At 60.9% G+C, this 22,546-nt stretch carries 24 protein-coding genes; 17 read left to right on the forward strand and 7 right to left on the reverse strand.

Translation table 11 applies throughout. The features are described from left to right. The first annotated feature begins 181 nt into the window (after positions 1–181). On the forward strand, positions 182–895 hold the full coding sequence (locus ACXJKO_RS18810; protein ID WP_457092606.1) for a Crp/Fnr family transcriptional regulator: 714 nt from the start codon (positions 182–184) through the stop codon (positions 893–895). Between the two features lie 426 nt (positions 896–1,321). Here ACXJKO_RS18810 and ACXJKO_RS18815 read toward each other — a convergent pair whose 3' ends face one another. The 5 genes from ACXJKO_RS18815 to ACXJKO_RS18835 form a co-directional block, all read right to left on the reverse strand. Further along, complete coding sequence (locus ACXJKO_RS18815) at positions 1,322–1,780, reverse strand: YbaK/EbsC family protein (protein WP_457092607.1); 459 nt, start codon at positions 1,778–1,780, stop codon at positions 1,322–1,324. A 220-nt stretch (positions 1,781–2,000) separates the two neighbouring features. Further along, complete coding sequence (locus ACXJKO_RS18820; RefSeq protein WP_457092608.1) at positions 2,001–3,119, reverse strand: calcium-binding protein; 1,119 nt, start codon at positions 3,117–3,119, stop codon at positions 2,001–2,003. Between the two features lie 135 nt (positions 3,120–3,254). Next, complete coding sequence (locus ACXJKO_RS18825; protein WP_457092609.1) at positions 3,255–5,141, reverse strand: bifunctional sugar phosphate isomerase/epimerase/4-hydroxyphenylpyruvate dioxygenase family protein; 1,887 nt, start codon at positions 5,139–5,141, stop codon at positions 3,255–3,257. A gap of 65 nt (positions 5,142–5,206) precedes the next feature. Beyond that, positions 5,207–5,887, reverse strand: a complete 681-nt coding sequence (locus ACXJKO_RS18830; RefSeq protein WP_457092610.1) for a GntR family transcriptional regulator — start codon at positions 5,885–5,887, stop codon at positions 5,207–5,209. Then, on the reverse strand, positions 5,884–6,552 hold the full coding sequence (locus tag ACXJKO_RS18835) for a GntR family transcriptional regulator (protein WP_457092611.1): 669 nt from the start codon (positions 6,550–6,552) through the stop codon (positions 5,884–5,886). The genes ACXJKO_RS18830 and ACXJKO_RS18835 overlap by 4 nt, the downstream gene beginning before the upstream one ends. Positions 6,553–6,750: 198 nt before the next feature. Between ACXJKO_RS18835 and dctP the strand changes: the two genes are divergently transcribed. The 5 genes from dctP (at position 6,751) to ACXJKO_RS18860 (ending at position 10,986) form a co-directional block, all read left to right on the forward strand. After that, complete coding sequence (dctP, locus tag ACXJKO_RS18840; RefSeq protein ID WP_457092612.1) at positions 6,751–7,743, forward strand: TRAP transporter substrate-binding protein DctP; 993 nt, start codon at positions 6,751–6,753, stop codon at positions 7,741–7,743. A gap of 87 nt (positions 7,744–7,830) precedes the next feature. Then, positions 7,831–8,349 carry a TRAP transporter small permease gene (locus ACXJKO_RS18845; RefSeq protein WP_457092613.1) on the forward strand — a complete coding sequence of 173 codons (519 nt, stop codon included), beginning with the start codon at positions 7,831–7,833 and terminating at the stop codon, positions 8,347–8,349. Continuing rightward, entirely contained in the window at positions 8,346–9,647 is a 1,302-nt protein-coding gene (locus ACXJKO_RS18850) for a TRAP transporter large permease (protein WP_457092614.1), read from the forward strand. Before ACXJKO_RS18845 ends, ACXJKO_RS18850 begins: the two co-directional genes overlap by 4 nt. 29 nt (positions 9,648–9,676) lie before the next feature. Continuing rightward, positions 9,677–10,126, forward strand: coding sequence for a type II 3-dehydroquinate dehydratase (locus ACXJKO_RS18855; RefSeq protein ID WP_457092615.1), 450 nt, complete (start codon positions 9,677–9,679; stop codon positions 10,124–10,126). Continuing rightward, positions 10,123–10,986, forward strand: a complete 864-nt coding sequence (locus tag ACXJKO_RS18860) for a shikimate dehydrogenase (RefSeq protein ID WP_457092616.1) — start codon at positions 10,123–10,125, stop codon at positions 10,984–10,986. The genes ACXJKO_RS18855 and ACXJKO_RS18860 overlap by 4 nt, the downstream gene beginning before the upstream one ends. A 25-nt stretch (positions 10,987–11,011) precedes the next feature. Here the strand turns inward: ACXJKO_RS18860 and ACXJKO_RS18865 are convergent, their stop codons facing one another. Next, positions 11,012–11,338 carry a hypothetical protein gene (locus ACXJKO_RS18865; RefSeq protein ID WP_457092617.1) on the reverse strand — a complete coding sequence of 109 codons (327 nt, stop codon included), beginning with the start codon at positions 11,336–11,338 and terminating at the stop codon, positions 11,012–11,014. Between the two features lie 846 nt (positions 11,339–12,184). On the opposite strand from ACXJKO_RS18865, the gene ACXJKO_RS18870 reads away from it, so the two are divergent. Further along, the gene (locus tag ACXJKO_RS18870) at positions 12,185–12,466 is read left to right on the forward strand and encodes a hypothetical protein (RefSeq protein ID WP_457092618.1); all 282 of its coding nucleotides are present in this window, start codon (positions 12,185–12,187) and stop codon (positions 12,464–12,466) included. Positions 12,467–12,475: 9 nt separating this feature from the next. Here ACXJKO_RS18870 and ACXJKO_RS18875 read toward each other — a convergent pair whose 3' ends face one another. Next, positions 12,476–12,775, reverse strand: a complete 300-nt coding sequence (locus tag ACXJKO_RS18875) for a hypothetical protein (RefSeq protein ID WP_457092619.1) — start codon at positions 12,773–12,775, stop codon at positions 12,476–12,478. Positions 12,776–12,955: 180 nt separating this feature from the next. On the opposite strand from ACXJKO_RS18875, the gene ACXJKO_RS18880 reads away from it, so the two are divergent. The 10 genes from ACXJKO_RS18880 to ACXJKO_RS18925 form a co-directional block, all read left to right on the forward strand. Beyond that, positions 12,956–13,213 carry a hypothetical protein gene (locus tag ACXJKO_RS18880; RefSeq protein ID WP_457092620.1) on the forward strand — a complete coding sequence of 86 codons (258 nt, stop codon included), beginning with the start codon at positions 12,956–12,958 and terminating at the stop codon, positions 13,211–13,213. Between the two features lie 260 nt (positions 13,214–13,473). Then, complete coding sequence (locus ACXJKO_RS18885; protein WP_457092621.1) at positions 13,474–13,677, forward strand: hypothetical protein; 204 nt, start codon at positions 13,474–13,476, stop codon at positions 13,675–13,677. A gap of 234 nt (positions 13,678–13,911) precedes the next feature. Continuing rightward, positions 13,912–15,894, forward strand: a complete 1,983-nt coding sequence (locus tag ACXJKO_RS18890; protein WP_457092622.1) for an AMP-dependent synthetase/ligase — start codon at positions 13,912–13,914, stop codon at positions 15,892–15,894. Further along, positions 15,891–16,691: an ABC transporter ATP-binding protein gene (locus ACXJKO_RS18895; protein ID WP_457092623.1), complete on the forward strand. Its 801-nt coding sequence runs from the start codon at positions 15,891–15,893 to the stop codon at positions 16,689–16,691. The genes ACXJKO_RS18890 and ACXJKO_RS18895 overlap by 4 nt, the downstream gene beginning before the upstream one ends. Before the next feature lie 8 nt (positions 16,692–16,699). Then, positions 16,700–17,656, forward strand: a complete 957-nt coding sequence (locus ACXJKO_RS18900) for a branched-chain amino acid ABC transporter permease (RefSeq protein ID WP_457092624.1) — start codon at positions 16,700–16,702, stop codon at positions 17,654–17,656. Between the two features lie 12 nt (positions 17,657–17,668). Then, complete coding sequence (locus ACXJKO_RS18905) at positions 17,669–18,754, forward strand: branched-chain amino acid ABC transporter permease (protein ID WP_457092625.1); 1,086 nt, start codon at positions 17,669–17,671, stop codon at positions 18,752–18,754. Positions 18,755–18,824: 70 nt separating this feature from the next. Next, entirely contained in the window at positions 18,825–20,147 is a 1,323-nt protein-coding gene (locus ACXJKO_RS18910) for an ABC transporter substrate-binding protein (protein ID WP_457092626.1), read from the forward strand. Between the two features lie 77 nt (positions 20,148–20,224). Continuing rightward, on the forward strand, positions 20,225–21,061 hold the full coding sequence (locus ACXJKO_RS18915; RefSeq protein ID WP_457092627.1) for an ABC transporter ATP-binding protein: 837 nt from the start codon (positions 20,225–20,227) through the stop codon (positions 21,059–21,061). Between the two features lie 133 nt (positions 21,062–21,194). After that, complete coding sequence (locus tag ACXJKO_RS18920; RefSeq protein ID WP_457092628.1) at positions 21,195–21,587, forward strand: DUF805 domain-containing protein; 393 nt, start codon at positions 21,195–21,197, stop codon at positions 21,585–21,587. An 81-nt stretch (positions 21,588–21,668) separates the two neighbouring features. Further along, a partial coding sequence (locus ACXJKO_RS18925) for a phenylacetate--CoA ligase family protein (protein ID WP_457092629.1) occupies positions 21,669–22,546 on the forward strand: 878 nt, incomplete at its 3' end.

The following is a 22,546-nucleotide window of genomic DNA, read 5'->3' on the forward strand; positions in this document are numbered from 1 at the left end:
CGGGTGGGGCTGCATGAGCTAGGCAGCGGGTGAATATCAGATTGGTCAGAGGCCTATCTGTCCGCCATCGGGCGGGAAATTTATCTCTCCGCACTGACGCGCCGCCTATTGGAAATTTGGTACGCTCGGGAATAACGGATATCCTCTACGCGTTGATCGATAGTGAGCGTAGGGTCTTCGTATGATAGGCGCGATCGACAATTACCTTCTGGCCACCTTAAGTCCCGAAGACTATAAATGGTTGGAGCCCTACCTGGCGCAGGTTGAGCTACCCCGTGGGGCCGCTCTAGCCGAGGAAGGTGAAATTCTGCGGCATGTTTATTTCCCCGTTACTGCAATCATATCCTTGGTTTGCGAATTGAGGGATGGCCGCGTTGCCGAAATGGCTACCTTTGGTCGTGAGGCAATGGTGGGGATGCTTTTCAGCGGCATCCATGTCGAGACGCTTGGTCGGTACATGGTGCAGGTTCCAGGCACAATGTTGCGCATACGTACCGAAAAATTTCAGGCGATACTCGGTTCCCGCCCCGGCATTGAGGACATGGTCTCGCGCTACACGGAAATACTGATGGTCATGACCCTGCAGTCGGTTGCCTGCAATGCAGCCCACAGTGTCGAGTCACGCTGTTGTCGCTGGATCGTTAGTACATCGGATAGAACAGGCCGCATGGAGATCCCTCTCACCCACGAATTCCTGGCCGAGATGCTGGGCGTTCAGCGTTCGACTGTGAGCGAAACAACCCGTTCCCTTCAGCAGAAAGGGCTCATCAGCCAAGGACGGGGAACGATCAAAATTCTTGACCGTCTACGCCTCGAGGAGACCGCATGTGAGTGCTACGGCCGGTTACGGGAGAAATACCTGCAGCTTCTCCCGCTCAAACACATAAATCAGTGAGTGAGACATCACGGCAGGCCTCAGATGGATATGGACCGATGACCTGTGAAAAGGGCCGCGCCTGGTCTTTTGACCATGTGCGCGACCCACGTGTCCGTATTTTGCCCCTACGGAAGCTTGGCGTATAGCTAGCTATAACGAGGCATGCAATGAGTATGTATCCCTAGTCCAAGGGCAGCTATCCTATTGAACTGGAAAGCAGATTTTCTTCAGTACTGTCGGGTAGCCGACTGACGCCGTGCATTACGTAGGGTAAGTATCACTTAATGGTCTGTTATTTGCCCCTACGGACCTAACCTCATAGCGCCCCCATTTCCGGGGCGCTTTCTTTTGACTTCTTACTGCGTCGCCAATCTTCAAAGGTCTACCTTCCCTCAGGTGCTTCAACGTCCTAGAGATGGATGCGATATCTTGTTGCCGCCGAAGTTACTGGCAGACATCGACCCAATCGGCCCCGACGAGATCCGCCATCCGCTTCGGGTCGATGCGTAAAGCCGCATGAATGGAGCCTGCGGCGGGCACGACCTCTTCGAATGGTTTCAGTGAGATGTCGCAATAGACGGGCAACGGTGTTGCCAGACCGAACGGGCAGACACCACCTACAGGATGACCGGTTAGAGCAAGAACCTGCTCCGAATCCAGCATCGAAGCCTTGCCGCCGAAGGTGGATTTGACCTTTCGGTTGTCCAGGCGGGCAGTGCCGCTTGTCACCACGAGGAAATGACGTTCACCCACCCGCAACGACAATGTCTTGGCGATCTTCTCGGGCTCTACCCCATGCGCTTCCGCCGCTTGAGTGACGGTGGCAGTACTGGTGTGCATCTCGATGATCTCGAGATCGGGCGCATTCTGAGCTAGAAATGCGCGAACGGATTCAAGGCTCATGGCTGACAGGCTCCTTGCGGGGTGAGGCTAGCCGAACCAATACCACACGCCCGCAAGCAGTCCGATGAGAACCACGAAAAAGATCGGGAACCAAGGTGGCAGAGGTCGCTGGTGCCCATGGTAAGCCATTCAGAAGTACTCCGTAAGGAATTGCTGCTTACGGCTGCAATGGCAATTGAGCGATCTTTGTTCCTAGGCACGCCGCGAGGTTCTGCCGTCCCTAGATGACGAAGAACTCGTGGTAGTTCATGGGAAGGCCCTTCTTTATTTGAGCGAACTTCACTTGAGCGGCAGGGCCGTTTCCGTCCCGGTCGTGATAGAGCGCGCCATTCGTGGGGTCGTAGATGATCCGGTCGTYGGCATCGTGCGCCTCGCTGCCTTTCCAGAAGAACTTGGCCTGAAGCTTGAGAGGCTTGTCCGTTGTCCCTCCCCGTCCCAGCCCCTTGAACGCGGCGTTGTCGAGCCAGATCGAATCGTCTTTCACTTTATAGTCGAGGATCCTGTCGAAGTTACCTTTGCTGTGCGGTCGCGTATCGAACGCGAAGGCGTCTTTTCCAGGCCCGCCAATGAGCTTGTCGTTACCTGCGCCTCCATAGATCCGGTCATTGCCGAGCTCGCCATAAAGAATGTCGTTGCCTTGGGCGCCGAACAGCTTGTCGTCTCCGCCTGCGGCGAAGAGACGATCGTTTCCGCGAAGGCCTTCGATTGTGTCGTTGCCCCATCCGAGATGCGCATTGATGCCGCGTCCGAGCATAATGATGTCGTGACCATTGGTTCCGATCAGGTGCAGGCCATTCGCGGCAGGAGCAGCCCTCTCGCCCGAAACCTGCACCTCGACCCCATCATTGCCGCCGCCATCGTCACCGAAATAGAGGTATTTGCCGCCCGCTGTCAGGGATTGGTTCAGCAAGGCGGCCAGCCATCCGCCTTCGCCAAGCGAGATGAATTTGTCATCGTTGATACCGAGCGTCGACAGCTCAGGACTATAGGTATTGGCTCCAACGGTACCGAAGAGGTTGGGTGCCGCTCTCGATGGCGGCTCGGCTGGATCCCAGGGCTGCATGAAGCCCGGCTGGTAAACGACGCCTCCGTTGAAATCGAAAACGTTGTCTCCCACCAGCGCGGACGCGATCGTGGGATCGGCAGTGAATGCCGATGAGACCTTCAGGAAATCAAGATCGAAGCCCGAGGCTGCGCCAGAACCGCCCGAAATGACCTTGTCATCGTAGATCGAGATGGCGCCTATCGTAGCCAATCCGCTCTGCGAAAGGTCGACACGATAGATGCCCGTGTCGCCGATTGTACCGATATAGGCGGCGCTTAATTTAACGGTAGCCATGAACTGGGCCTCTTGTTTCCAGAAACTCGCCGAAGTGAGATTCTGTTATAAGGCCGAAGTCTTGCAGGCATGCTGGCTCTTCAGGACTACTCCGGCGTCAAGAATAATCATTCCGTCGTTGTGCGCTGCACGCGCTTATAAACCTTCCGACACCGCTTCCGAAGCAAGACGCGTTTGGGATGCAAGACGAATGGGAGCATTCATTGCGCCATAACCATTATAGTCGCGCCGCTCCACAATTTCGAAGAAGAAACCTCCACCGAGTGTCTTGGTGTAGACCTGAAAATACTCGGACGTTCCATCGCGATCATAAAGAATGTTTCCTGCCCGCAGCCGCTCTAGGTCATCGCTTGAGAGATCGGTCCTGACTTCGAGATCGTCGTAATAGTTTTCCGGGATCGGCAGAAGTTCGACACCATTCGTCTTCAGGTGTTCGACGGTGGCGAAGATGTCGCCGGTCGCGAGGGCGATGTGCTGGACGCCCGATCCGAAAAGCTCGGTCAGGAAACGCGACGACAAGGTGCGCTGGCTTTGCGATGCATTGAGGATGAGGCGAAGCGACCCGTCCAGGGTCTCGATGGCCTGGCTCTGCACCACGCCGCCCGGGTCGATCACGGTCTGCACCGGTGTCTTACGCACGTTGAGAAGCGAGGCGTAGAACAGAAGCCAGGTCAGCATTTCCTCGTAATGCATGGACTGGGACACGTGATCGACGGATACCAGCCCGGCGCCAGTGAAATCGCTCGCTTCCGTGGGCGCGAAGTCCACATCCCAGAGCTTGTCCAGCCCGGTCTTGTGGTCCACGAAATACAGGAGGCTTCCACCAAGCCCTCGCACAGCGGGAATATCCATCTCGCCGGGAGCGACAGGCTGCTGGAAAGGCTGGTCGAGCAATGCCAGAGCACGGTCCACGGTTTTTGGGGCATCATCGACCCGCAGCGCCAGGGCACAGACTGAGGTGCCGTGCGTGATGTTGAAGGAATGCGCGAAGCCTTCCTTATCCGCATTCACGACGATGTTGATGTCGCCCTGACGCCAATGCGTCACTGCTTTGGAGCGATGGTTGCCGGCTCTCTGAAACCCGAGCGTGCTCAAGGTCTTCTCGAACCCGACCGCGTTGCGCTCGTCGATGGCGAACTCGACGAACTCGATGCCGGAACAGACGGCCTTGGGCGGAAGAACGGGATCATCGGGAAAAGCTATTCCCGAACGCTGGCGCAATTCATCGAGCATCACGGTGAGCGAGCGCTGGCCGTCGATGGCGACGCTGCGCGCGGAGCCGGCGCGGAAGCGGTCGTTGAAGATCTCCAAAGAGAGCAAACCGTCGAAGCCTGTTGCGGCGAGCGCATCCATGAATTCGGTGATGGGCAGGTCGCCCTGCCCTGGAAAGCAGCGGTAATGCCGGCTCCAGGACAGATAATCCATATCGAGCTTCGGTGCGTCGGCCATCTGCACGAGGAATATCTTGTCCGATGGAATCGAGCGGATCGCCGACAGGTCCGTTCCTCGCGCGAGAATGTGGAAGGAATCGAGCACCAGCCCGACCGCGGGATGATTGGCCCGCCGCACGACCTCCCAGGAATCGCGGTAGTCGTGGATATGCCGCCCCCAGGAGAGCGCCTCGAAGGCCACGCGCATGCCGCGCTTGGCGGCGCGCTCACCGAGTTCATGGAAATCCGCAGCCGCCCGCTCGATTCCGCCAAGTGAGTCCGGAGAGACGTTGCTGCAGATCATCAGAAGATCGCAGCCGAGTTCCTGCATCACGTCGAACTTGCGCTCGGCTCTCGCGAACACTTTCGAGCGCTGCGGCTCCGGCATGCCCTCGAAATCGCGAAACGGCTGGAAGGTCACCGTCTCCAGACCAAGGCCTTCGATCATCCGCCGCGCATCGGCGGGCGTACCGTTGAAGGACAGGAGATCGTTCTCGAAGATCTCCACGCCCTTGAATCGCGCGGCCGCGATGGCCTCGATCTTTTCAGTCAGGGTGCCGCTCAGGCAGACGGTGGCAATGGCTTTGCGCATGCTCTTCGGTCCGTTTCCTCTGTGGTGACGGGAGCGTGGTGCCGATTGGCCCGCTCCTCTTTGTCTTAGCTGATGGTGCCCGTGGCCAAGGCATGCTCGACGCCGCCCGCCACATGGCGGGTCAGCACCTCGCAGGCGCGCGCGGCGTCGCGCTCCAAGGCGCATTTCATAAGCTCGGCGTGCTCATTGGCAGCGATGTCGCCGCGATAGCTGAGCGCGATCATCTGGTAGCGCAGATACTTGTCGAAAACCGCCGCGTGGTTGTCGATCAGCATCTTGGATCCGCAGGCGGAGATCAGCGCCTGATGAAACTGCCAGTCATAGCGCTTCCATTCCTCGGTATGGTCCCTGTCTCCTTCAGCCATCCGCTCTTCCATTCGCGCGAGGCGGTGATGAGCGGCAACGACGCGGCCCTCCCATTCCATGTCGCCTGCGCGGAACGATTGCTCCAACGCGCGACATTCGAGGAGTTGGCGAAGAGCTGCGATCTCGCGCAGGCCGGCGATGGAGACCGGCGCCACCTCGAACCCCTTCTGACCTTCGGCGGCGACGAGCCGCTCGGAATGAAGACGGTTCAGGATCTCGCGCAGGGTGCTGACGCTCGCGCCGTAATCGGCCTTCAGCCTTTCCAGCTTCAACTTCCCGCCCGGCGGCAGGCGGCCGAAAATGATGTCGGCCCTGATCTTCTGGTAGGCGCTCTCTCCCACGGTCGCGGGAGGCGCAATGACCTGTACATCGTCGTTCATGCCAGCGCCCCGCTTTCCAGCGTGTAGGCCACGCATCCGTTCACATGCTGGTCGAGTATGGCGCAGGCCTTGTCGGCATCGCGCGCCAGGGCGCAATCCAGAAGCAGCTTGTGTTCCTTCGCGGCGATCTCTCCACGAAACACCACCGCCACCATCTGATAGCGGAGGTACTGGTCGAAGACGCCGCCATAGAGATCGAGAAGGGTCTGCGAGCCGCAGGCCTCGATCAGGACTTGGTGGAATTCGCGGTCATAGCGCTTCCAGAGCTCCATCCCCTCCTGATCTCCGGCGATCATCCGGCGCTCCATGAAGGCCAGCTTGTGATGGGCGGCCACGACACGGCTTTCCCATTCCAGATCGCCCGCCGCGAAGGATAGGGGAAGCGCATAGGTTTCGAGCAGCAGCCGCATCGCCGCCACATCCTCGAACCCAGCGGGCGAGACGGGGGCCACTCGAAACCCGCGCTGGCCTTCCGCAATGACGAGCCCTTCGGACGACAGCCGGCTCAGGATTTCCCGCAAGGTGCTGACGCTCGTTCCATACTCTGCCGCCAGCCGGTCCAGGCGTAGCCGAAGCCCCGGCGTCAGGCGGCCGAAGACGATGTCGGACCTGATCCGGTCATAGGCGCGATCCGAAATGGATGCCGCCACCAGTTCGATGCTCATGGGGCCACCACCCCGCCTTGAGCCAGCATAACTCGCTCTCCAAGACCGCCCTGTCCCTTTCAGGCAGAACGCCGTTCATATGTTGAAATGCAAAATATCAGATGATTTGTATAATGCCTATTGATTTTGCGATTATCGGAGCGGATAGTGCGACGAAGACGCAGAAACAATGCGCGGCAATTCGAAGGAGAGGAAACCATGGGACTTGAGATCAATCGGCGCATTCTGATGGCTGCCGGCGCGGCTGCTCTGGCATGCGGCCTAGCCGGACCGGCAGCGGCACAGACACCGCAAAACTTGCGCTTCTCCGCCGTCTTCTCGGAGCAGGACATCCGGGCCGGGATGATGAAGCAGTTCGGCGAAGAATTGAAAGCTCAGGGCTTCAACCTTCAGCCCTATTACGGCGGCACCCTGTTCAAGCAGGGCACCGAGCTCGTCGCCATGCAGCGCGGCAATCTCGAGATGGGCAACATCGCGCCGCAGGACATTTCTAACCAGATTCCCGAATGGTCCATCGTCACTTCGGCCTATCTCTTTCGCGACGCCGACCATCTGAAGAAGGTCTTCGCCAGCGATGTCGGCCAACAGCTGAAGAAGATGGCCTCCGACAAGCTCGGCATCCACATTCTCGGACCCACCTATTTCGGCGCTCGCCATGTGGGCCTGAAGCCCAACAAGAAGATCAACAAGCCGGAAGACCTCGCCGGCATCAAGCTGCGCATGCCCGGCGGTGACGCGTGGCAGTTCCTCGGCCAGTCGCTCGGCGCGAACCCCACGCCGATGGCCTATGCGGAGGTCTATACCGGACTCCAGACGGGCGCCATCGACGGGCAGGACAACCCGCTGCCGAACGTGCAGAACATGAAGTTCTACGAAGTGATGTCGCAGATCGCGCTGACCTCGCACCTCGTCGGCTTCGACGTTCTGGCCGTGTCCAACAAGGTCTGGGACGCCATGTCGCCGGAGAAGAAGGCTGCCTTCCAGGCCGCCGCCGACAAGGCCATCGAGTGGAGCACGCAGGAGCACCTGAAGCAGGAAGCGCAGCTTGCAACCTTCTTCAAGGAAAAGGGTCTTGAGGTCTATACGCCCGACCTGAAGGCATTCCGCGAATTCGCGCAGAAGAAGTACCTGGCATCGGATCTGGCGAAGAGCTGGCCCGCAGGCATGGTCGACAAGATCAACGCGATGTAAGCGCCTAATTCCGGCCGCCGGAGCTGCATGCCCGGCGGCCGTTTTTCCATCGTCGTCCAGCGCCTTCTCAGGAAKGGAACCGCTCTCATGACCACATCATTGCGGACAATCGGCTCGTGGCTTGCCCGGCGCGCGGAAAACATCGCCGCCGTTATGCTTGCCGCGATGTTCGCGGCCTTCCTCCTGCAGATCGCCTTCCGGTATCTCCTGGGACTTCCCATCGGATGGACGCACGAGATCAGCGTCATCCTCTGGCTCTGGCTCGTCCTGTTCGGCGCGGCCTTCGTGGTCAGCGAGCGTGAGGAAATCCGCTTCGACATCATCTACGGCGCTGTCGRCCCCGGCCCTCGCCGCGTGATGGCGCTCATCAGCGCCTTCGCGGTGATCGCGCTCTATACCCTCTCGCTCCCCGCCGTCGTCGATTACGTCACCTTCATGAAGGTAGAGCGGACGAGCTATCTCAAGATCAGGTTCGACTGGCTGTTCTCGATCTACGTCGTCTTCGCCGTCGCCACCATCGTCCGCTACATCTGGATCGCCTGGCAGGCCGTGCGGGGCGTGGCGCCGGATGAATTCGACCCCACCAAAGCGAGCTCCGGCGTATGAACCTGACAAGCCCCTTCTCGATCTCGCTCGTCGCGATCACCGCCCTCGCCTTTCTCGGGCTGCCCATCGGCCATTCGATGATCGCGGGTTCGATCCTGTACCTGTTCCTGGCGGGACTCGACATGGGCACCGCCGCCGAGCAGCTGCTGAACGGCATGTATTCCAACTACGTCATCCTCTCGGTGCCGCTGTTCATCCTGGCCGCCGAGTTCATGAATATCGGCAGCATGACCGACCGCCTCATGACGTTCTGCAACGCGCTGGTCGGCCGTTTCCGCGGCGGCCTCGCCCAGGTCAACATCCTGCAAAGCATCATCTTCGCCGGCATGTCAGGCTCGGCCATTGCGGACGCCGCCGGCACAGGCCGCATGATGCAGGCCATGATGACCCGCGATGGACGATATCCGGGGAGCTATGCGGCCGCTCTCACGGCGGTGTCCTCGGTAATCGGTCCGATCATCCCGCCCTCGATCCCGATGGTGCTCTATGCCCTCGTATCGGATGCCTCCATCGGCTTTCTGTTCCTCGGCGGCGTCGTTCCAGGCTTGCTGATGGCCCTGAGCCAGATGATCATCGTCGCCATCACCGCCCGCCGCAGGAATTTCCCCGTCGAGAAGCCAGTGCCCTTGCGCAAGCTGCCGCGCATCACGTGGGAAGCCTTCCCCTCTCTCATGATGCCGGTCGTCCTGCTCGGCGGGATCTATAGCGGCGTGATGACTCCAACCGAAGCAGCCGCCGTCGCGGCGGGTTATGCGCTTCTCATCTCGGCAGGCCTTTATCGCAGCGTGAGTTGGCGTACCTTCTATCAGTCGCTCGCCATCAGCGCCCGGACGACCGCCTCCATCGGCATGCTGATTGCGGGCGCGCTCGTGTTCAACTACGTCATCACCGTCGAGAACATTCCGGAAGGCGTGAAAACGCTGCTCGCGGGATGGAACCTCTCGCCAGTCGGCTTCCTCATCTTCGTCAACGTCCTGCTGCTGCTCCTCGGCTGCGTGCTGGAAGGAACGGCGATCCTGCTGATCGTGGTGCCTGTGTTCATTCCGACCGCGCAGGCGCTCGGCATTGATCTGGTGCATTTCGGCGTCGTGGTGGTCGTCAACATCATGATCGGACTGATCACGCCGCCTTACGGGCTGCTGCTGTTCATCATGGCGAACATCTCGGGCGAGCCCCTGCGCGACATCGTGCGCGACTCCCTGCCCTTCCTGTTCGCGATGATCGTTTCTCTCGCGATCATGACCTTCGTGCCCGAAACCGTGCTCTGGCTGCCGCGCCTCTTCGGTTACCAGGGATAAGCCTGCTCCATTTTCAGAGACCCCTATCGATGAGCAAGCCGATCTACATTCTCAACGGGCCCAACCTCAACCGCCTCGGCACGCGAGAGCCTGCGATCTACGGGCATACGACGCTTGCCAAGGTCGAGGCCATGTGCCGGGCCGCAGCGCCGGGCCAGAGCATCGTATTCCGACAATCCAACCGGGAATACGAGATCATCGACTGGGTGCACGAGGCCATCGACGAAGGCAGCGGCATCATCATCAACCCTGCCGCCTTCACCTTCACGTCCATGGCGATCATGGATGCCCTGAAGATGTTTCCCGGTCCGCTAATCGAGCTGCACATCTCGAACATCCATAAGCGCGAGCCGATCTATCACAAGTCCTATGTCTCGCCGGTAGCAACGGCGGTCATCGCGGGCCTTGGCACCAACGGCTATCCAATTGCGGTTCGCGCGATGCTCGACATGATCGACCAATCGGCCGCGACGCCATGACGGGCGAGCGATTGCGAGATGGCCCCTCCGTTCTCGTCGGCCTGATCGGCGCCGGCATCCAGGCGTCACGCACGCCGCGCCTCCACGAGCGCGAGGGCGCCGAGCAGGGGCTACACTGCATCTACAAGCTGATCGACCTGGAAGCTCTCAGCCTCGATGTAGATGCCCTGCCCGATCTGCTCACCGCGGCTCAGCGCTTCGGCTTCGCCGGTCTCAACATCACCTATCCCTGCAAGCAGGCGATCATCCCGCTTCTCGATGAATTGTCGCCCGATGCGGCGGCGCTCGGAGCTGTCAACACCGTCGTGCTGAAGGATGGCCGGCGCGTGGGACACAACACGGATTGGTGGGGCTTCGCCGAAAGTTTCAAGCGCGAATTGTCGGACGCGAGGACCGGCCGCGTCGTCCAGTTCGGCGCAGGCGGCGCGGGCACGGCGGTGGCCCACGCGCTCCTCACCCTTGGCGCGGACGAACTCACGATCATCGACAAGGACGAGGCCCGTGCCGAAAGCCTTGTGGCCGCCCTTTGCGGGCGGTTCGGGCAAGGCCGCGCCGTGACCGGTGCAACCGTTGAAGACGCCATGGCCGCCGCCGACGGCATGGTCAACACCACTCCCCTCGGCATGGCGAAATATCCCGGCATGGCCGTGCCAGATGAGTTGCTTCGCCCCGATCTCTGGGTTGCCGATATCGTCTATTTCCCACTGGAGACCGAATTGCTGCGCACGGCGCGGGTGCGCGGGTGCCGCACCATGTCCGGCGGCGGCATGGCGGTCTTTCAGGCGGTGGGAGCGTTCAAGCTGTTTACGGGCTTGGAGCCGGACGCCGGGCGGATGCTCCGGCATTTCAGCGAGATGTAGTCCACCAATTGTTCAGCGCCCTGAATTAGGCCGTCACTTGCGTCGCCGGTGAATAGCCGGCCTTGTGCAGGCCCCACCATGACATGGCGAGGCAGGTGCAGGAGCGCGGTCTCGTCCAGGCGGCCGGCGGAGCGGACGAGCTTATGACGTCGCCGAACAGGCGGCACTGCTCCAGCGGCTGTCGATGGGCGTCCTCCTCGCCGAGATACCGGCAGCAGACACCGGACATTTTCTCGAGCGCGAACGCGGCATCATCGGCTTCTTCCGGCGTGGTGAAGTAGTACATGACTTGGCCGTTGCTCATGACCGACCAGAGATCTTCCCGATGTCGAACGACGTCGAAACGCTGCATGGTTCAAAAGCCCCCATTACAAGAACCAAGCTAATCCGTTCATGGCGGCGGCGCACATTCTCTGAGGGAGTACGCCGCCTGCCTGAAGGTGACCCCTTTGGGCTCCGTATCCGCCGCCTGAGCGTGATCTGCATCACGGAGTGCCGTGCGCCATCATGAGACAAGGGTGCGACGCAAGGACGCCTCCCGAGGATTCCTGCCAAGGATGTTTGCCATGACACACAACCTGCTCTCATTCATGCTCGGCACCGTCGCTCCCCTGATGATCGTCGGATGGCTTTTCGTTCACTAGAGCTGTTTTCACTCACGCAGGTACATCTCTAATTTCGATTGGGCCTACGGCGAACCGGATCCACTTTGCCGAAAAATCCTGCACCGAAATGGCAATGAAAGGAGCGCCCTTCCAACTCGCCCCGTTCGTCCACATTCATCCCAAAATCCAGCGCTTGTTAATCCTTTGTTAACCACGATACTGCGATCATCATCGTGTTGATCGTTTCCCTTCGATCAGCACTCTCTCAAGTGAATGCGGGGCGCGGATTTACCGCCTCGTTTCGCTTGAGGAGCAGAGGTGTCCATCTGTCTCGCGTTAATGCCGGTGAAGGAGCTCTGCGACGGTTGAGCCTCCTGGTTTGCGTTCCTTGAATTAGACAGAGACCTTCGGAGTTGTCTTCAACTTCCGTGCCGGGGCAACACGGCAATGGCCGCGAACACAGCAAGGCTGGGCGCGGCCTTTTTCTTGTCCGGTCCTCTTGGAAGCATTTTGAATTCCTGTGTGGTTCCGTTGCCCTATCGGCAGGTAGGGGCGAATGCTACAGGCGTAATATGCAATCAAGCAGGACGACCATGCTTCGCCTCTCCGTTTCCTCCCTCATGATCCTGGCCTGCATCGGCGCCGCCCAGGCTCAAGGTACACAATGCTATGTGCGCCTCGGGGCGAACTCGGCTCAGTATGAAGGGAAGTGCCCGAATTCGGACGTCAAATGGGAGACGTTCGAAAATCATCTCGGCGCCTTCGGGCGAAACTGCCAGGATGAATCGTGGACCTTCGACCGCGCGCGAAAGACCTATACCAATCACCGGACCAGGGTCACCCTGCCGATGACGGATTGCGCCGCGCAGAGATGAAGTCGGGACTTACTGACTGACGCAGAACTCGCCGCCCGGGCTCGCCTTGAAGTTCGAGGGGCAGGCAGGCTTGGCCCGCACCCATTCCTTGCGCGGCGCGAGGATGCAGTAGGTCCCATCCGCCGTGCTGACATATTCGGCAGGGCATGAACCCGGATTGCGGATCGAGCCCGGCACGCTGATCTGGCACAGGGCGCCATTAGCGCGGGTATTGGGCGGGCATTCATTGCCCACATATCCGTTCTGCGCCTGCGCCGGCACGACGAAGCCGGCCACGATCAAAGCAACCATCGTTATTGTGTTGCGCATCCCAAGCCCCCCCCCAGCAGCAACGCTTATCATGACGCGGCTTCCTTAACACGAGATCCACGACGCCGCATGACTGCCGAACGCATCGACCGCGCGTTAACGCAAACCTGAACTGGGCATGCCGGTTTTCGGACTCTCCTGCTAGGCTTGGCAGGTTCGTTGGCCGGATCGGATGTGCTCATGTTCGACTATCTTCTCGTCTATTACCTGCTCACGGCGGCTGCCGCGCCGCCTTCGAGCACGCAGGTCAATAATCCTGCCAACGCGGCTATCATGAACCGTACGGGTGCCGTCAGCGCCCAGGAGCGCTTCACCTCTCTCGAACAATGCCAGCGGCGGATCGAGGCCTTGCGCACGCAGGTTGCGCAGACGAGCGTCCCAAGCGAGCGGTTCGAGCTTGACTGTCACCCGGTCATGAAATCCGGCGCATCGTCTTGAGCATCGCTGCGACAACCGCAGATTCTGTCAGAAACAGCGCGGATTAACTTAGGTGAGTGCGCCAGCACGTTCCTTGAGATTCTCTGATCGCGGACAAGAGAGGAGCGTTCGAGAGCTCCTGAGAAGATGCGCAATCGCCATCGTTTCGCCGCAGCTTTGAGCCTCAATCCGCCCGGGCGCGACCAGGAACCAGGATTGTCCGAATGGATCCCGCCTCGACCCGCCGAGATTCGCCGCATCTTTCGATGACGGAGGCACAGATGCTGCAGGCATTTCATGTCGGACAGCTTGTCCGTATCACCAACCCCTCCTCCGGATACGGAGACCGCCGCATTTATTGCATCGTCTGCCAAGTCCCGCAGGCGGAAGGGCTCGAGGTCTACCGCATCAAGAACGCGGTCGGCGTTGAGCGCCTCGTGCGCGGCGAGGAGATAGAGGCGGCCGCCCTCTCGGCTCTGCCCTGACGGCCTCAAAGCCGCCTCCCTGCAATGCTTTAAGCCTGCAACATATTAGCCCATGGTATGGGTGGGCAGCGCMTTGTCGCGGGTGCAACGGCACGACAGAATACCCTCCATAAAGCTCGACAAAGAGCAGCCGGCTTAAAGCCGGCAATACGCGTGGGGCCGATCACCGCGCGACAGAGGAAACGAGGCCAAACCGCGCGCCGCAAGGCGCGTGGATCCTGGGAGGAGACGTCGGTGCCGGCGGCTGCGGATTCGCGCGACGATACGTTCCCCAAGCTGCTGGCGCGGAATGCCCGCATGCGCCCCAACCGCACGGCCTTTCGCCACAAGGATCTCGGCATCTGGCAATCGTGGACCTGGGGCGAAGTGCACGACATCGTCCGCGCCTATGCCGCGGGCCTCCAGGCTCTCGGGCTCGAGCGCGGCGGCAAGATCGCCGTCATCGGCTACAACCGGCCCTATCTCTACTGGACGATCTGCGCCGCCCAATGGATCGGGGCAATCCCGATCCCGGTCTATGCGGATTCGGTGGCCGAGGAGATGGCCTATGTGTTGAGCCACGCGGAAGTGACCCATGCGGCTGTGCAGGACCAGGAGCAGGTGGACAAGCTGCTCTCCGTCTCGGACCAGCTCCCGCAACTGGCCCAGGTTCTCTACGACGAGAAGAAGGGCCTGCGGGACTATGACCACACCCGCCTTCACTCCATTCATTCCGTTATCGAGGAAGGACGCGCGCGGTTTCAAAACGCGGCGGAAGCCGAGGCGATCGAGCGTCAGCTGCAAGGCGGTAGGGGCGCGGATCTCGCCATCATCCTCTACACCTCGGGCACGACGGGCCGCCCCAAGGGCGTGATGCTCACCTCGGATGCGGTGATCGCCGCAGCCCGCATCGGCTGCGATTTCGACAACCTCAACGACACCGACGAGATCATGGCCTATCTGCCCATCGCTTGGGTGGGCGACCATATCTTCTCCTATGCCCAGGCCTTCCTGGCGGGCCTCTGCGTGAACTGTCCTGAGAGCCCGGAGACGGTGGCGGAAGATCGCCGGGAGGTCGGCGCGACTTACGTCTTCGCCCCGCCCCGCGTGTTCGAAAGTATTCTCACGCTCACCATGGTGCGCATCGAGGATGCGAGCGCGCTGAAGCGGCGCATGTTCCATTTTTTCATTAGGCACGCCAACAAAGTCGGCGAGAAGATTCTGAACGGGGAGGCTGGCGTCAGCGCCTGGGATCGCCTGCTCTGGCAGATCGGGAACGTGCTGGTCTATGCGCCCTTGCGCAACCGCTTCGGCATGACGCGGGTGAAGGTCGGCTATACGGCGGGCGAGGCCATCGGCCCCGAGATTTTCCGCTTCTATCGCTCCATCGGCGTGAACCTGAAGCAGCTCTACGGCCAGACGGAAGCTTCCGTCTATATCACCATGCAGCCTGACGGCGAGATCCGCGCCGACACGGTGGGACGCCCTGCCCCCGAGGTCGAAATCCGCATCGCGGAAAATGGCGAGGTGCTCTATCGCTCGCCGGGCGTGTTTGTGGGCTACTACAAGGACGACGAGAAAACCGCCGAGACGAAGACGCAGGACGGCTTCGTGCATTCGGGCGATGCCGGCTTCTTCGATGCCAACGGCCACCTCAAGATCATCGACCGCGCCAAGGACGTGGGCAAGATGCGCGACGGCGCGCTGTTCCCGCCGAAATATGTCGAGAACAAGCTGAAATTCTACCCCAACATCAAGGAAGCGGTGTGCTTCGGCGACGGGCGAGACCATGTGGCCGCCTTCATCAATATCGACCTCGTGGCGGTGAGCAACTGGGCCGAGCGCAACGGCGTGACTTACGCCTCCTACCAGGAGCTTGCCGGCCATCCCCGTGTCTACGAGATGATCGAGAAGCATGTGGACGAGGTGAACCGTTCGCTTGCCGCCGAGCCTCGCATGGGCGGCGCGCAGATCAAGCGCTTCCTGATCCTGCACAAGGAACTCGACGCCGACGACGGCGAGCTGACCCGCACCCAGAAGGTGCGCCGCGGCTTTATCGCCGAGCGCTACGATCCGCTCATCCAGGCGCTCTACGATGGATCGTCCGAGGCCGACATTTCGACGGAAGTGACCTTCGAGGACGGCCGCAAGGGCGTGATCTCCGCGCGGGTAAAGATCAAGGACATGAATCCTTATCCCGTCGAGAAAACCACTCTCATCCCGGAGGCCGCCGAATGAGAGCGCCCGATCATCCCGTTCTCACGAAGGGCGATGTGCTGCTCGCCGTCGAGGACGTGTCCCTGCGCTTCGGCGGCGTGAAGGCGCTCACCGAGGTGTCCTTCGACATCCGCAAAAGCGAGATCCGCGCCATCATCGGCCCCAACGGTGCAGGCAAGACCTCGATGCTCAACTGCATCAACGGCTTCTACTACCCCACCGACGGCCGCATCACCTTCAAGGGCGTGAAGCGCCCGAAGATGCGCCCCCATGAGGCGGCGCGCGGCGGCATCGCCCGCACCTTCCAGAATGTCGCGCTGTTCAAGAGCATGTCGACGCTCGACAACATTATGGCGGGCCGCTCGATCAGGATGAAGTCCAATTTCTTCTGGCAGCTCTTCCGCCACGGCCCGGCCATGAAGGAGGAGGTCGAGCACCGGAAATTCGTGGAAGAGATCATCGACTTCCTCGAAATCCAGCACATCCGAAAAACGCCCGTGGGCCGCCTGCCCTACGGGCTCCAGAAGCGCGTGGAACTCGGGCGGGCGCTTGCCATGGAGCCGGACCTGCTGCTCCTCGACGAGCCGATGGCCGGCATGAACCTCGAAGAGAAGGAAGACATGTCGCGCTTCATCCTGGAGGTGAACCAGCAATACGGCACCACCATCGCGCTCATCGAGCACGATATGGGCGTGGTGATGGACCTCTCGGACCGCGTGGTGGTGCTGGAATACGGCCGCAAGATCGCCGACGGCACGCCGGACGAGGTCAAGCGCAACCAGCGCGTGATCGATGCCTATCTCGGCGTGGCGCATTAGGGGAAACGATGGACATTCTCTACAAAGTCTTCATCGAGCCCTTCATCTTCATGGGCGAAGCACCGGACCTGCTGGTGCAGACTCTGTGGGAAGGCCTGGTCTCGGGCGTTCTCTATGCGCTGATCGCGCTGGGCTTCGTGCTCATCTTCAAAGCCTCCGGCGTATTCAACTTCGCGCAAGGCATCATGGTCGTGTTCGCGGCCCTGATCCTCGTCGGGCTTTACGAGAAGGGCGTCCCCGCGTTCCTTGCATTGATCCTCGCAGCACTGGCCATGTTCGTCCTGGCGGTCGTGGTAGAGCGGGTCGTTCTGCGGCCTCTCGTGAACCAACCTGACATCATCCTCTTCATGGCCACCTTCGGCCTCACCTATCTCCTCATCGGTTTCGGCGAGCTCATCTTCGGCGGCAGCCCGCGCGAGATGATCACGGATGCTCTCTATCTTCCGCAAGGCACGACGGAGCTGGACATTCTCGGCGGTTCGGTGCGTATCCAGCATCTCGACATCGCCGCCGCCGTCATCGCCTCGATCATGATCGCCGTGCTTGCGGTGTTCTTCTCCAAGACCCGCATCGGGCGGGCGCTCCGCGCGGTAGCGGACAGCCACAAGGCGGCGCTTTCCGTCGGCATCTCGCTCAACCAGATCTGGGTGATCGTGTGGTTTGCCGCAGGCATGGTAGCCTTGGTCGCGGGCATCATGTGGGGCGCTCGCTCCGGCGTATCCTTCTCGCTCCAGATCATCGCCCTGAAGGCCCTGCCGGTTCTCATCCTCGGCGGCTTCACCTCCATCCCCGGCGCCATCATCGGCGGCCTCATCGTCGGCGTGGGCGAAAAACTCGGCGAGTTCTACTGGGGGCCGCTGGTGGGCGGCGGCATCGAGACCTGGCTCGCCTACGTGATCGCCCTCCTCTTCCTGCTCTACAGGCCGCAGGGCCTGTTCGGCGAGAAGATCATCGAACGGATTTAGGGAGACGCCGACGTGCTCTACCGCGAGGCAGGCCAGTTCAAGACAAACTACGTCAGCGACTCCTCGATCTTCCCGCTGCGCGAGGACAGGATCGGGCTTGGCCTGATCATCATCGCCGCCTATGCGCTGGCTTTTCTCGGCAACAGCTTCCTGCTCCAGGCGGTGATGATCCCCTTCCTGGTGTTCTCGCTCGCCTCCATCGGGCTCAACATCCTCACCGGGTATACAGGCCTGCTCTCGCTCGGCACCGGCGCGTTCATGGGTGTCGGGGCTTACGCCTGCTACAAGCTGATGACGGYGTTTCCGGGCGTGAACGTGATCGTCTGGATCTTCGTTTCCGGCTTCTTCTCGGCTGCGGTCGGCGCCCTGTTCGGGCTGCCCTCGCTTCGCATCAAAGGCTTCTATCTGGCAGTCGCCACGCTCGCCGCGCAGTTCTTCCTGCAGTGGTGCTTCATCCGCATTCCGTGGCTGGTGAACTACAACGTCTCCGGCGCGCTCGATGCGCCGCTACGCACCCTGTTCGGCGTTCCGATCATCGGCGCGACCGCTACGCCGCAGACGCGCTATCTCGTGGTGCTCACCATCGTGGTCGTGCTCACATGGCTTGCCTCCAACCTCGTCCATGGCCGCATCGGCCGCATGTGGATCGCGATCCGCGACATGGATCTGGCGGCGGAACTCATGGGCATCCGCCCGCTCCAGACCAAGCTTCTGGCTTTCGCCGTCTCGTCCTATTACTGCGGCGTCGCGGGCGCGCTCATGGTCTTCATGTGGTACGGCGGCGCGGAATACGATGTGTTCAACATCAACCAGTCCTTCTTCATCCTGTTCATGGTGATCATCGGCGGCCTGGGCAGCCTCATCGGCTCGTTCTTCGGTGCGGCGCTCATCTTCATCATGCCCATCGTTCTCGGCATCGTACTGCCAGCAGCCCTATCGCCCTTCGGCATTTCCGTGGGCGCGGACGTCATCGAGCACCTACGTTTCATGATCGTGGGTGCGCTCATCATCTTTTTCCTGATCGTCGAACCGCACGGCCTCGCGCGTCTTTGGCAGATCGGCAAGCAGAAGCTCCTGGCCTGGCCGTTCCCCTACTGACGGCAAGCCTATCAAGGAGACGGGAATTCAAACCGGCTCGCTGCCGGACAACAACGGGAGGAAACGAACCATGTCGTTTCGTAAAATGAGCCTGAAACTGGTCGCTGCGACCCTTCTCGCCGGTACTGCCCTGCCCGCCTTCGCGCAGGATTCGATCTACGTTCCCCTCTTCACCTATCGCACCGGTCCCTTCGCGGGCTCCGGCACCTTCATCGCCGACGGCATGCACGATTACCTCCAGATGCTGAACCAGCGCGACGGCGGCATCGGCGGCGTGAAGCTTGTGCTGGAGGAATGCGAAACCGGCTACGACACCAAGAAGGGTGTCGAGTGCTACGAGGCGGTGAAGGGCAAGAACCCGGTCATCGTCAATCCGTGGTCCACCGGCATCACCCTGCCGCTGATCCCGCGTGCTTCCGTCGACAAGATCCCGATCCTCTCCATGGCCTATGGCCTCTCGGCCTCGGCGCGCGGCGACATCTTCCCCTGGGTCTTCAATCCGCCGAGCACCTACTGGGATGGCCTGTCGATGATCATCAAGTATATCGGCGAGAAGGAAGGCGGACTCGACAAGCTGAAGGGCAAGAAGATCGGCTTCATCCATCTCGACGCGGCCTTCGGCAAGGAGCCGGTTCCGCTGCTCCAGGAACTGTCCAAGGATATCGGCTTCGAAGTGGCGCTTTATCCGGTTGCCGCCCAGGACATGCAGAACCAGTCCTCGCAATGGCTCTCAGCCCGCCGCGACCGGCCCGATTACATGATCATGTGGGGCTGGGGCTCCATGAACGGCGCGGCCGTGAAGGAAGCGGTTCGTTCCGGCTATCCCATGGACAAGTTCTACTCGGTCTGGTGGCCGAGCGAGGATGACGCACGCTCCGGCGGTGCAGGCGCCAAGGGCTTCAAGACCCTCAACTGGCATGCGGTGGGCGCTAACTTCCCGGCAATCCAGGACATCCAGAAGCATGTGGTGGACAAGGGTCTCTCCAAGGCCGCCAAGGACAAGGTGGGCGAGGTTCTCTACAACCGCGGCGTCTACAACTCGCTGCTGATCGCCGAGGGCATCGCCCAGGCGCAGAAGATCACGGGCAAGAAGGCCGTGACCGGTGAGGACGTGCGGCGCGGGATGGAGAACATCAAGCTCGATCCGGCGCGCCTGAAGGAGCTGGGACTTGAGGGCTTCACGGAAACTCTCACCCTGACCTGTGCCGATCACAACGGTCACCGCCCCGCCTTCATGCAGGAATGGGACGGCACGAAATGGGCGAAGATCTCCAACCCCATCGAGCCGATGACCGACCGCACGAAAGCCCAGCTCGACGCCGCCGCAAAGGACTATGCCGAGAAGAACGCCGGCTGGCCCAAGCGCACGGAAGCTTGCGACAAGGCAAGCTAAGAGCGCTTCGACAGACAGCATGCGGGAGAATTCCCGCATGCTTCCTTTCTTGAAGGGATAGGCCGAAGGAAAAGGCTATGAGCAGCGCCGTGCAAATGCAATCCGCACCCGCCGAGACCGTCCTGACGGTCAACAACATCGAGGTCGTCTACGATCACGTTATCCTCGTGCTGAAAGGCGTGTCGCTTACCGTGCCGAAAGGCGGCATCGTGGCGCTGCTCGGCGCGAACGGCGCGGGCAAGACGACCACCCTGAAAGCGATTTCCAATCTGCTCCATGCCGAGCGCGGCGAGGTGACGAAGGGCTCCATCGAGTTCAAGGGCGAGCGGGTGGACAAGCTCTCGCCAAACGAGCTGGTGCGGCGCGGTTGCATCCAGGTGCTCGAAGGTCGCCACTGCTTCGGCCACCTCACAATCGAAGAGAACCTTCTGACCGGCGCGTTCACCCGCAAGGACGGCAACGCCGCCATCAAGCGCGATCTCGAAGCGATCTACGAATATTTCCCGCGCCTGAAGCAGCGCCGCACGTCGATGGCGGGCTACACCTCTGGCGGCGAGCAGCAGATGTGCGCCATCGGCCGCGCGATGATGTCCAAGCCTTCGATGATCCTGCTCGACGAGCCTTCCATGGGCCTCGCACCGCAGATCGTGGAGGAGATCTTCGAGATCGTGCGCATTCTCAACTCGAGCGAAGGCGTGTCCTTTCTGCTTGCGGAGCAGAACACCAACATGGCGCTCAAATACGCCACCTACGGCTACATTCTTGAAACCGGCCGCGTGGTGATGGATGGTCCGGCGCAGATGCTGCGCGAGAACGAGGACGTGAAGGAGTTCTATCTCGGCGTTTCCGAGGGAGACCGAAAGTCCTTCCGTTCCGTCAAGAGTTACAAGCGGCGCAAGCGCTGGCTGGCATGAGTAATAATATTCGATAACCCCCAGGGAATGACCGGGCGAATGCTTGACCTCAGGAATTTCCTCTTCTTAGCATCCGAACGCCTGAGCCATCGATAGGCTCAGCTTTAAGATTCCAATTGGGGGCTAACCAACCATGAACTTCACTCAAGCCATCAAATCCGGCTTTTCCAAATACGTCGACTTCTCCGGTCGCGCCGCGCGCTCCGAATACTGGTTCTTCACGCTGTTCACCATTCTCGTTTCGCTTGCAACGAGCCTAGTGGACAACATCGTTCTCTCCGGCATGCCGATCCTGAACACCATCGCCACACTGGCACTCCTGCTGCCGGGCATCGCGGTCGGCGTACGCCGCCTGCACGACACGGAGCGTTCGGGCTGGTGGATGCTGCTGATCTTCATTCCGCTCGTCGGCGCCATCGTTCTCATCGTATGGTTCGCCACGCGCGGCACAATCGGTCAGAACCGCTTCGGCGCCGATCCGCTTCCGGCCCAGCCTTCGCTGACGCACGCGCAGACGACGGTCTGACCAACGCCCGGGAGGGCGCGTTCCGGTCTGCCTTCGATGCGCTGTGGATGACAACCATCTGTTGGAATTCGAGGACATCCCATGGCAGACCATTACGATTCTCTTGAGACGCGTGATCCCGCCAATCGTGAGGCGGATCTGTTTCAGCGCCTTCCGGAAATCCTTCGCAAAGCTTCAGCCGCTCCGGCCTATGCGGAGCGGCTGAAGGGCATCGACCTTGCCCGCATCACCAGCCGCGAGGCTCTTGCGGACCTGCCCGTTCTCCGCAAGTCCGAGCTTCCTTCTTTCCAGAAATTCGCACTGCCCTTCGGCGGTTTCGTTGCAGCCGCTCCGGGATCGTTCGGCCGTCTTTTCACCTCGCCCGGCCCCATCTTCGAGCCGGAGCCGGATCACAAGGACCCATGGCGGGCCGCTCGCGGCCTCCATGCCGCCGGTTTCAGATCGGGCGACATCGTTCTCAACACCTTCAGCTATCATCTGACGCCCGGCGGCTTCATCATGGATTCCGGCGCCCGTGCGCTCGGCTGCGCGGTCATTCCCGCCGGTCCCGGCAATACGGAGCAGCAGCTGGAGCTGATCGAGGCCTATCGGCCCAGCGCCTATTTGGGCACGCCGGATTTCCTGAAGATCCTGCTCGACGCCGCAGGCACTGCCGGTCGGGATGCCTCCTCCATCAAGCGCGCCCTCGTGTCCGGCGCCGCTTTTCCGAAATCCCTGCAGGAAGAGATCGCGGGCCGTGGGATCGAGGCCTATCAGGCCTATGCCACCGCCGATCTCGGCTTCATCGCCTATGAGACCTCCTCCCGCGAGGGGCTGCTGGTCAATGAGGATTTGATCGTCGAGATCGTGCGGCCCGGCACAGGCGATCCGGTGGATGAGGGCGAGGTCGGGGAAATCGTGGTGACGACCCTCGACCCGCACCGCCCCTTCATCCGTCTCGCACTGGGCGACCTCACGGC

The organism is Microvirga sp. P5_D2 (genome assembly GCF_054049475.1).

Coding starts and splice junctions, on each gene's coding strand:
- ACXJKO_RS18810 (WP_457092606.1), top strand. CDS start 182: ATGATAGGCGCGATCGACAATTACCTTCTGGCCACCTTAAGTCCCGAA.
- ACXJKO_RS18815 (WP_457092607.1), bottom strand. CDS start 1,780: ATGAGCCTTGAATCCGTTCGCGCATTTCTAGCTCAGAATGCGCCCGAT.
- ACXJKO_RS18825 (WP_457092609.1), bottom strand. CDS start 5,141: ATGCGCAAAGCCATTGCCACCGTCTGCCTGAGCGGCACCCTGACTGAA.
- ACXJKO_RS18830 (WP_457092610.1), bottom strand. CDS start 5,887: ATGAACGACGATGTACAGGTCATTGCGCCTCCCGCGACCGTGGGAGAG.
- ACXJKO_RS18835 (WP_457092611.1), bottom strand. CDS start 6,552: ATGAGCATCGAACTGGTGGCGGCATCCATTTCGGATCGCGCCTATGAC.
- dctP (WP_457092612.1), top strand. CDS start 6,751: ATGGGACTTGAGATCAATCGGCGCATTCTGATGGCTGCCGGCGCGGCT.
- ACXJKO_RS18850 (WP_457092614.1), top strand. CDS start 8,346: ATGAACCTGACAAGCCCCTTCTCGATCTCGCTCGTCGCGATCACCGCC.
- ACXJKO_RS18855 (WP_457092615.1), top strand. CDS start 9,677: ATGAGCAAGCCGATCTACATTCTCAACGGGCCCAACCTCAACCGCCTC.
- ACXJKO_RS18860 (WP_457092616.1), top strand. CDS start 10,123: ATGACGGGCGAGCGATTGCGAGATGGCCCCTCCGTTCTCGTCGGCCTG.
- ACXJKO_RS18865 (WP_457092617.1), bottom strand. CDS start 11,338: ATGCAGCGTTTCGACGTCGTTCGACATCGGGAAGATCTCTGGTCGGTC.
- ACXJKO_RS18870 (WP_457092618.1), top strand. CDS start 12,185: ATGCTTCGCCTCTCCGTTTCCTCCCTCATGATCCTGGCCTGCATCGGC.
- ACXJKO_RS18875 (WP_457092619.1), bottom strand. CDS start 12,775: ATGCGCAACACAATAACGATGGTTGCTTTGATCGTGGCCGGCTTCGTC.
- ACXJKO_RS18880 (WP_457092620.1), top strand. CDS start 12,956: ATGTTCGACTATCTTCTCGTCTATTACCTGCTCACGGCGGCTGCCGCG.
- ACXJKO_RS18885 (WP_457092621.1), top strand. CDS start 13,474: ATGCTGCAGGCATTTCATGTCGGACAGCTTGTCCGTATCACCAACCCC.
- ACXJKO_RS18895 (WP_457092623.1), top strand. CDS start 15,891: ATGAGAGCGCCCGATCATCCCGTTCTCACGAAGGGCGATGTGCTGCTC.
- ACXJKO_RS18900 (WP_457092624.1), top strand. CDS start 16,700: ATGGACATTCTCTACAAAGTCTTCATCGAGCCCTTCATCTTCATGGGC.
- ACXJKO_RS18910 (WP_457092626.1), top strand. CDS start 18,825: ATGTCGTTTCGTAAAATGAGCCTGAAACTGGTCGCTGCGACCCTTCTC.
- ACXJKO_RS18915 (WP_457092627.1), top strand. CDS start 20,225: ATGAGCAGCGCCGTGCAAATGCAATCCGCACCCGCCGAGACCGTCCTG.
- ACXJKO_RS18920 (WP_457092628.1), top strand. CDS start 21,195: ATGAACTTCACTCAAGCCATCAAATCCGGCTTTTCCAAATACGTCGAC.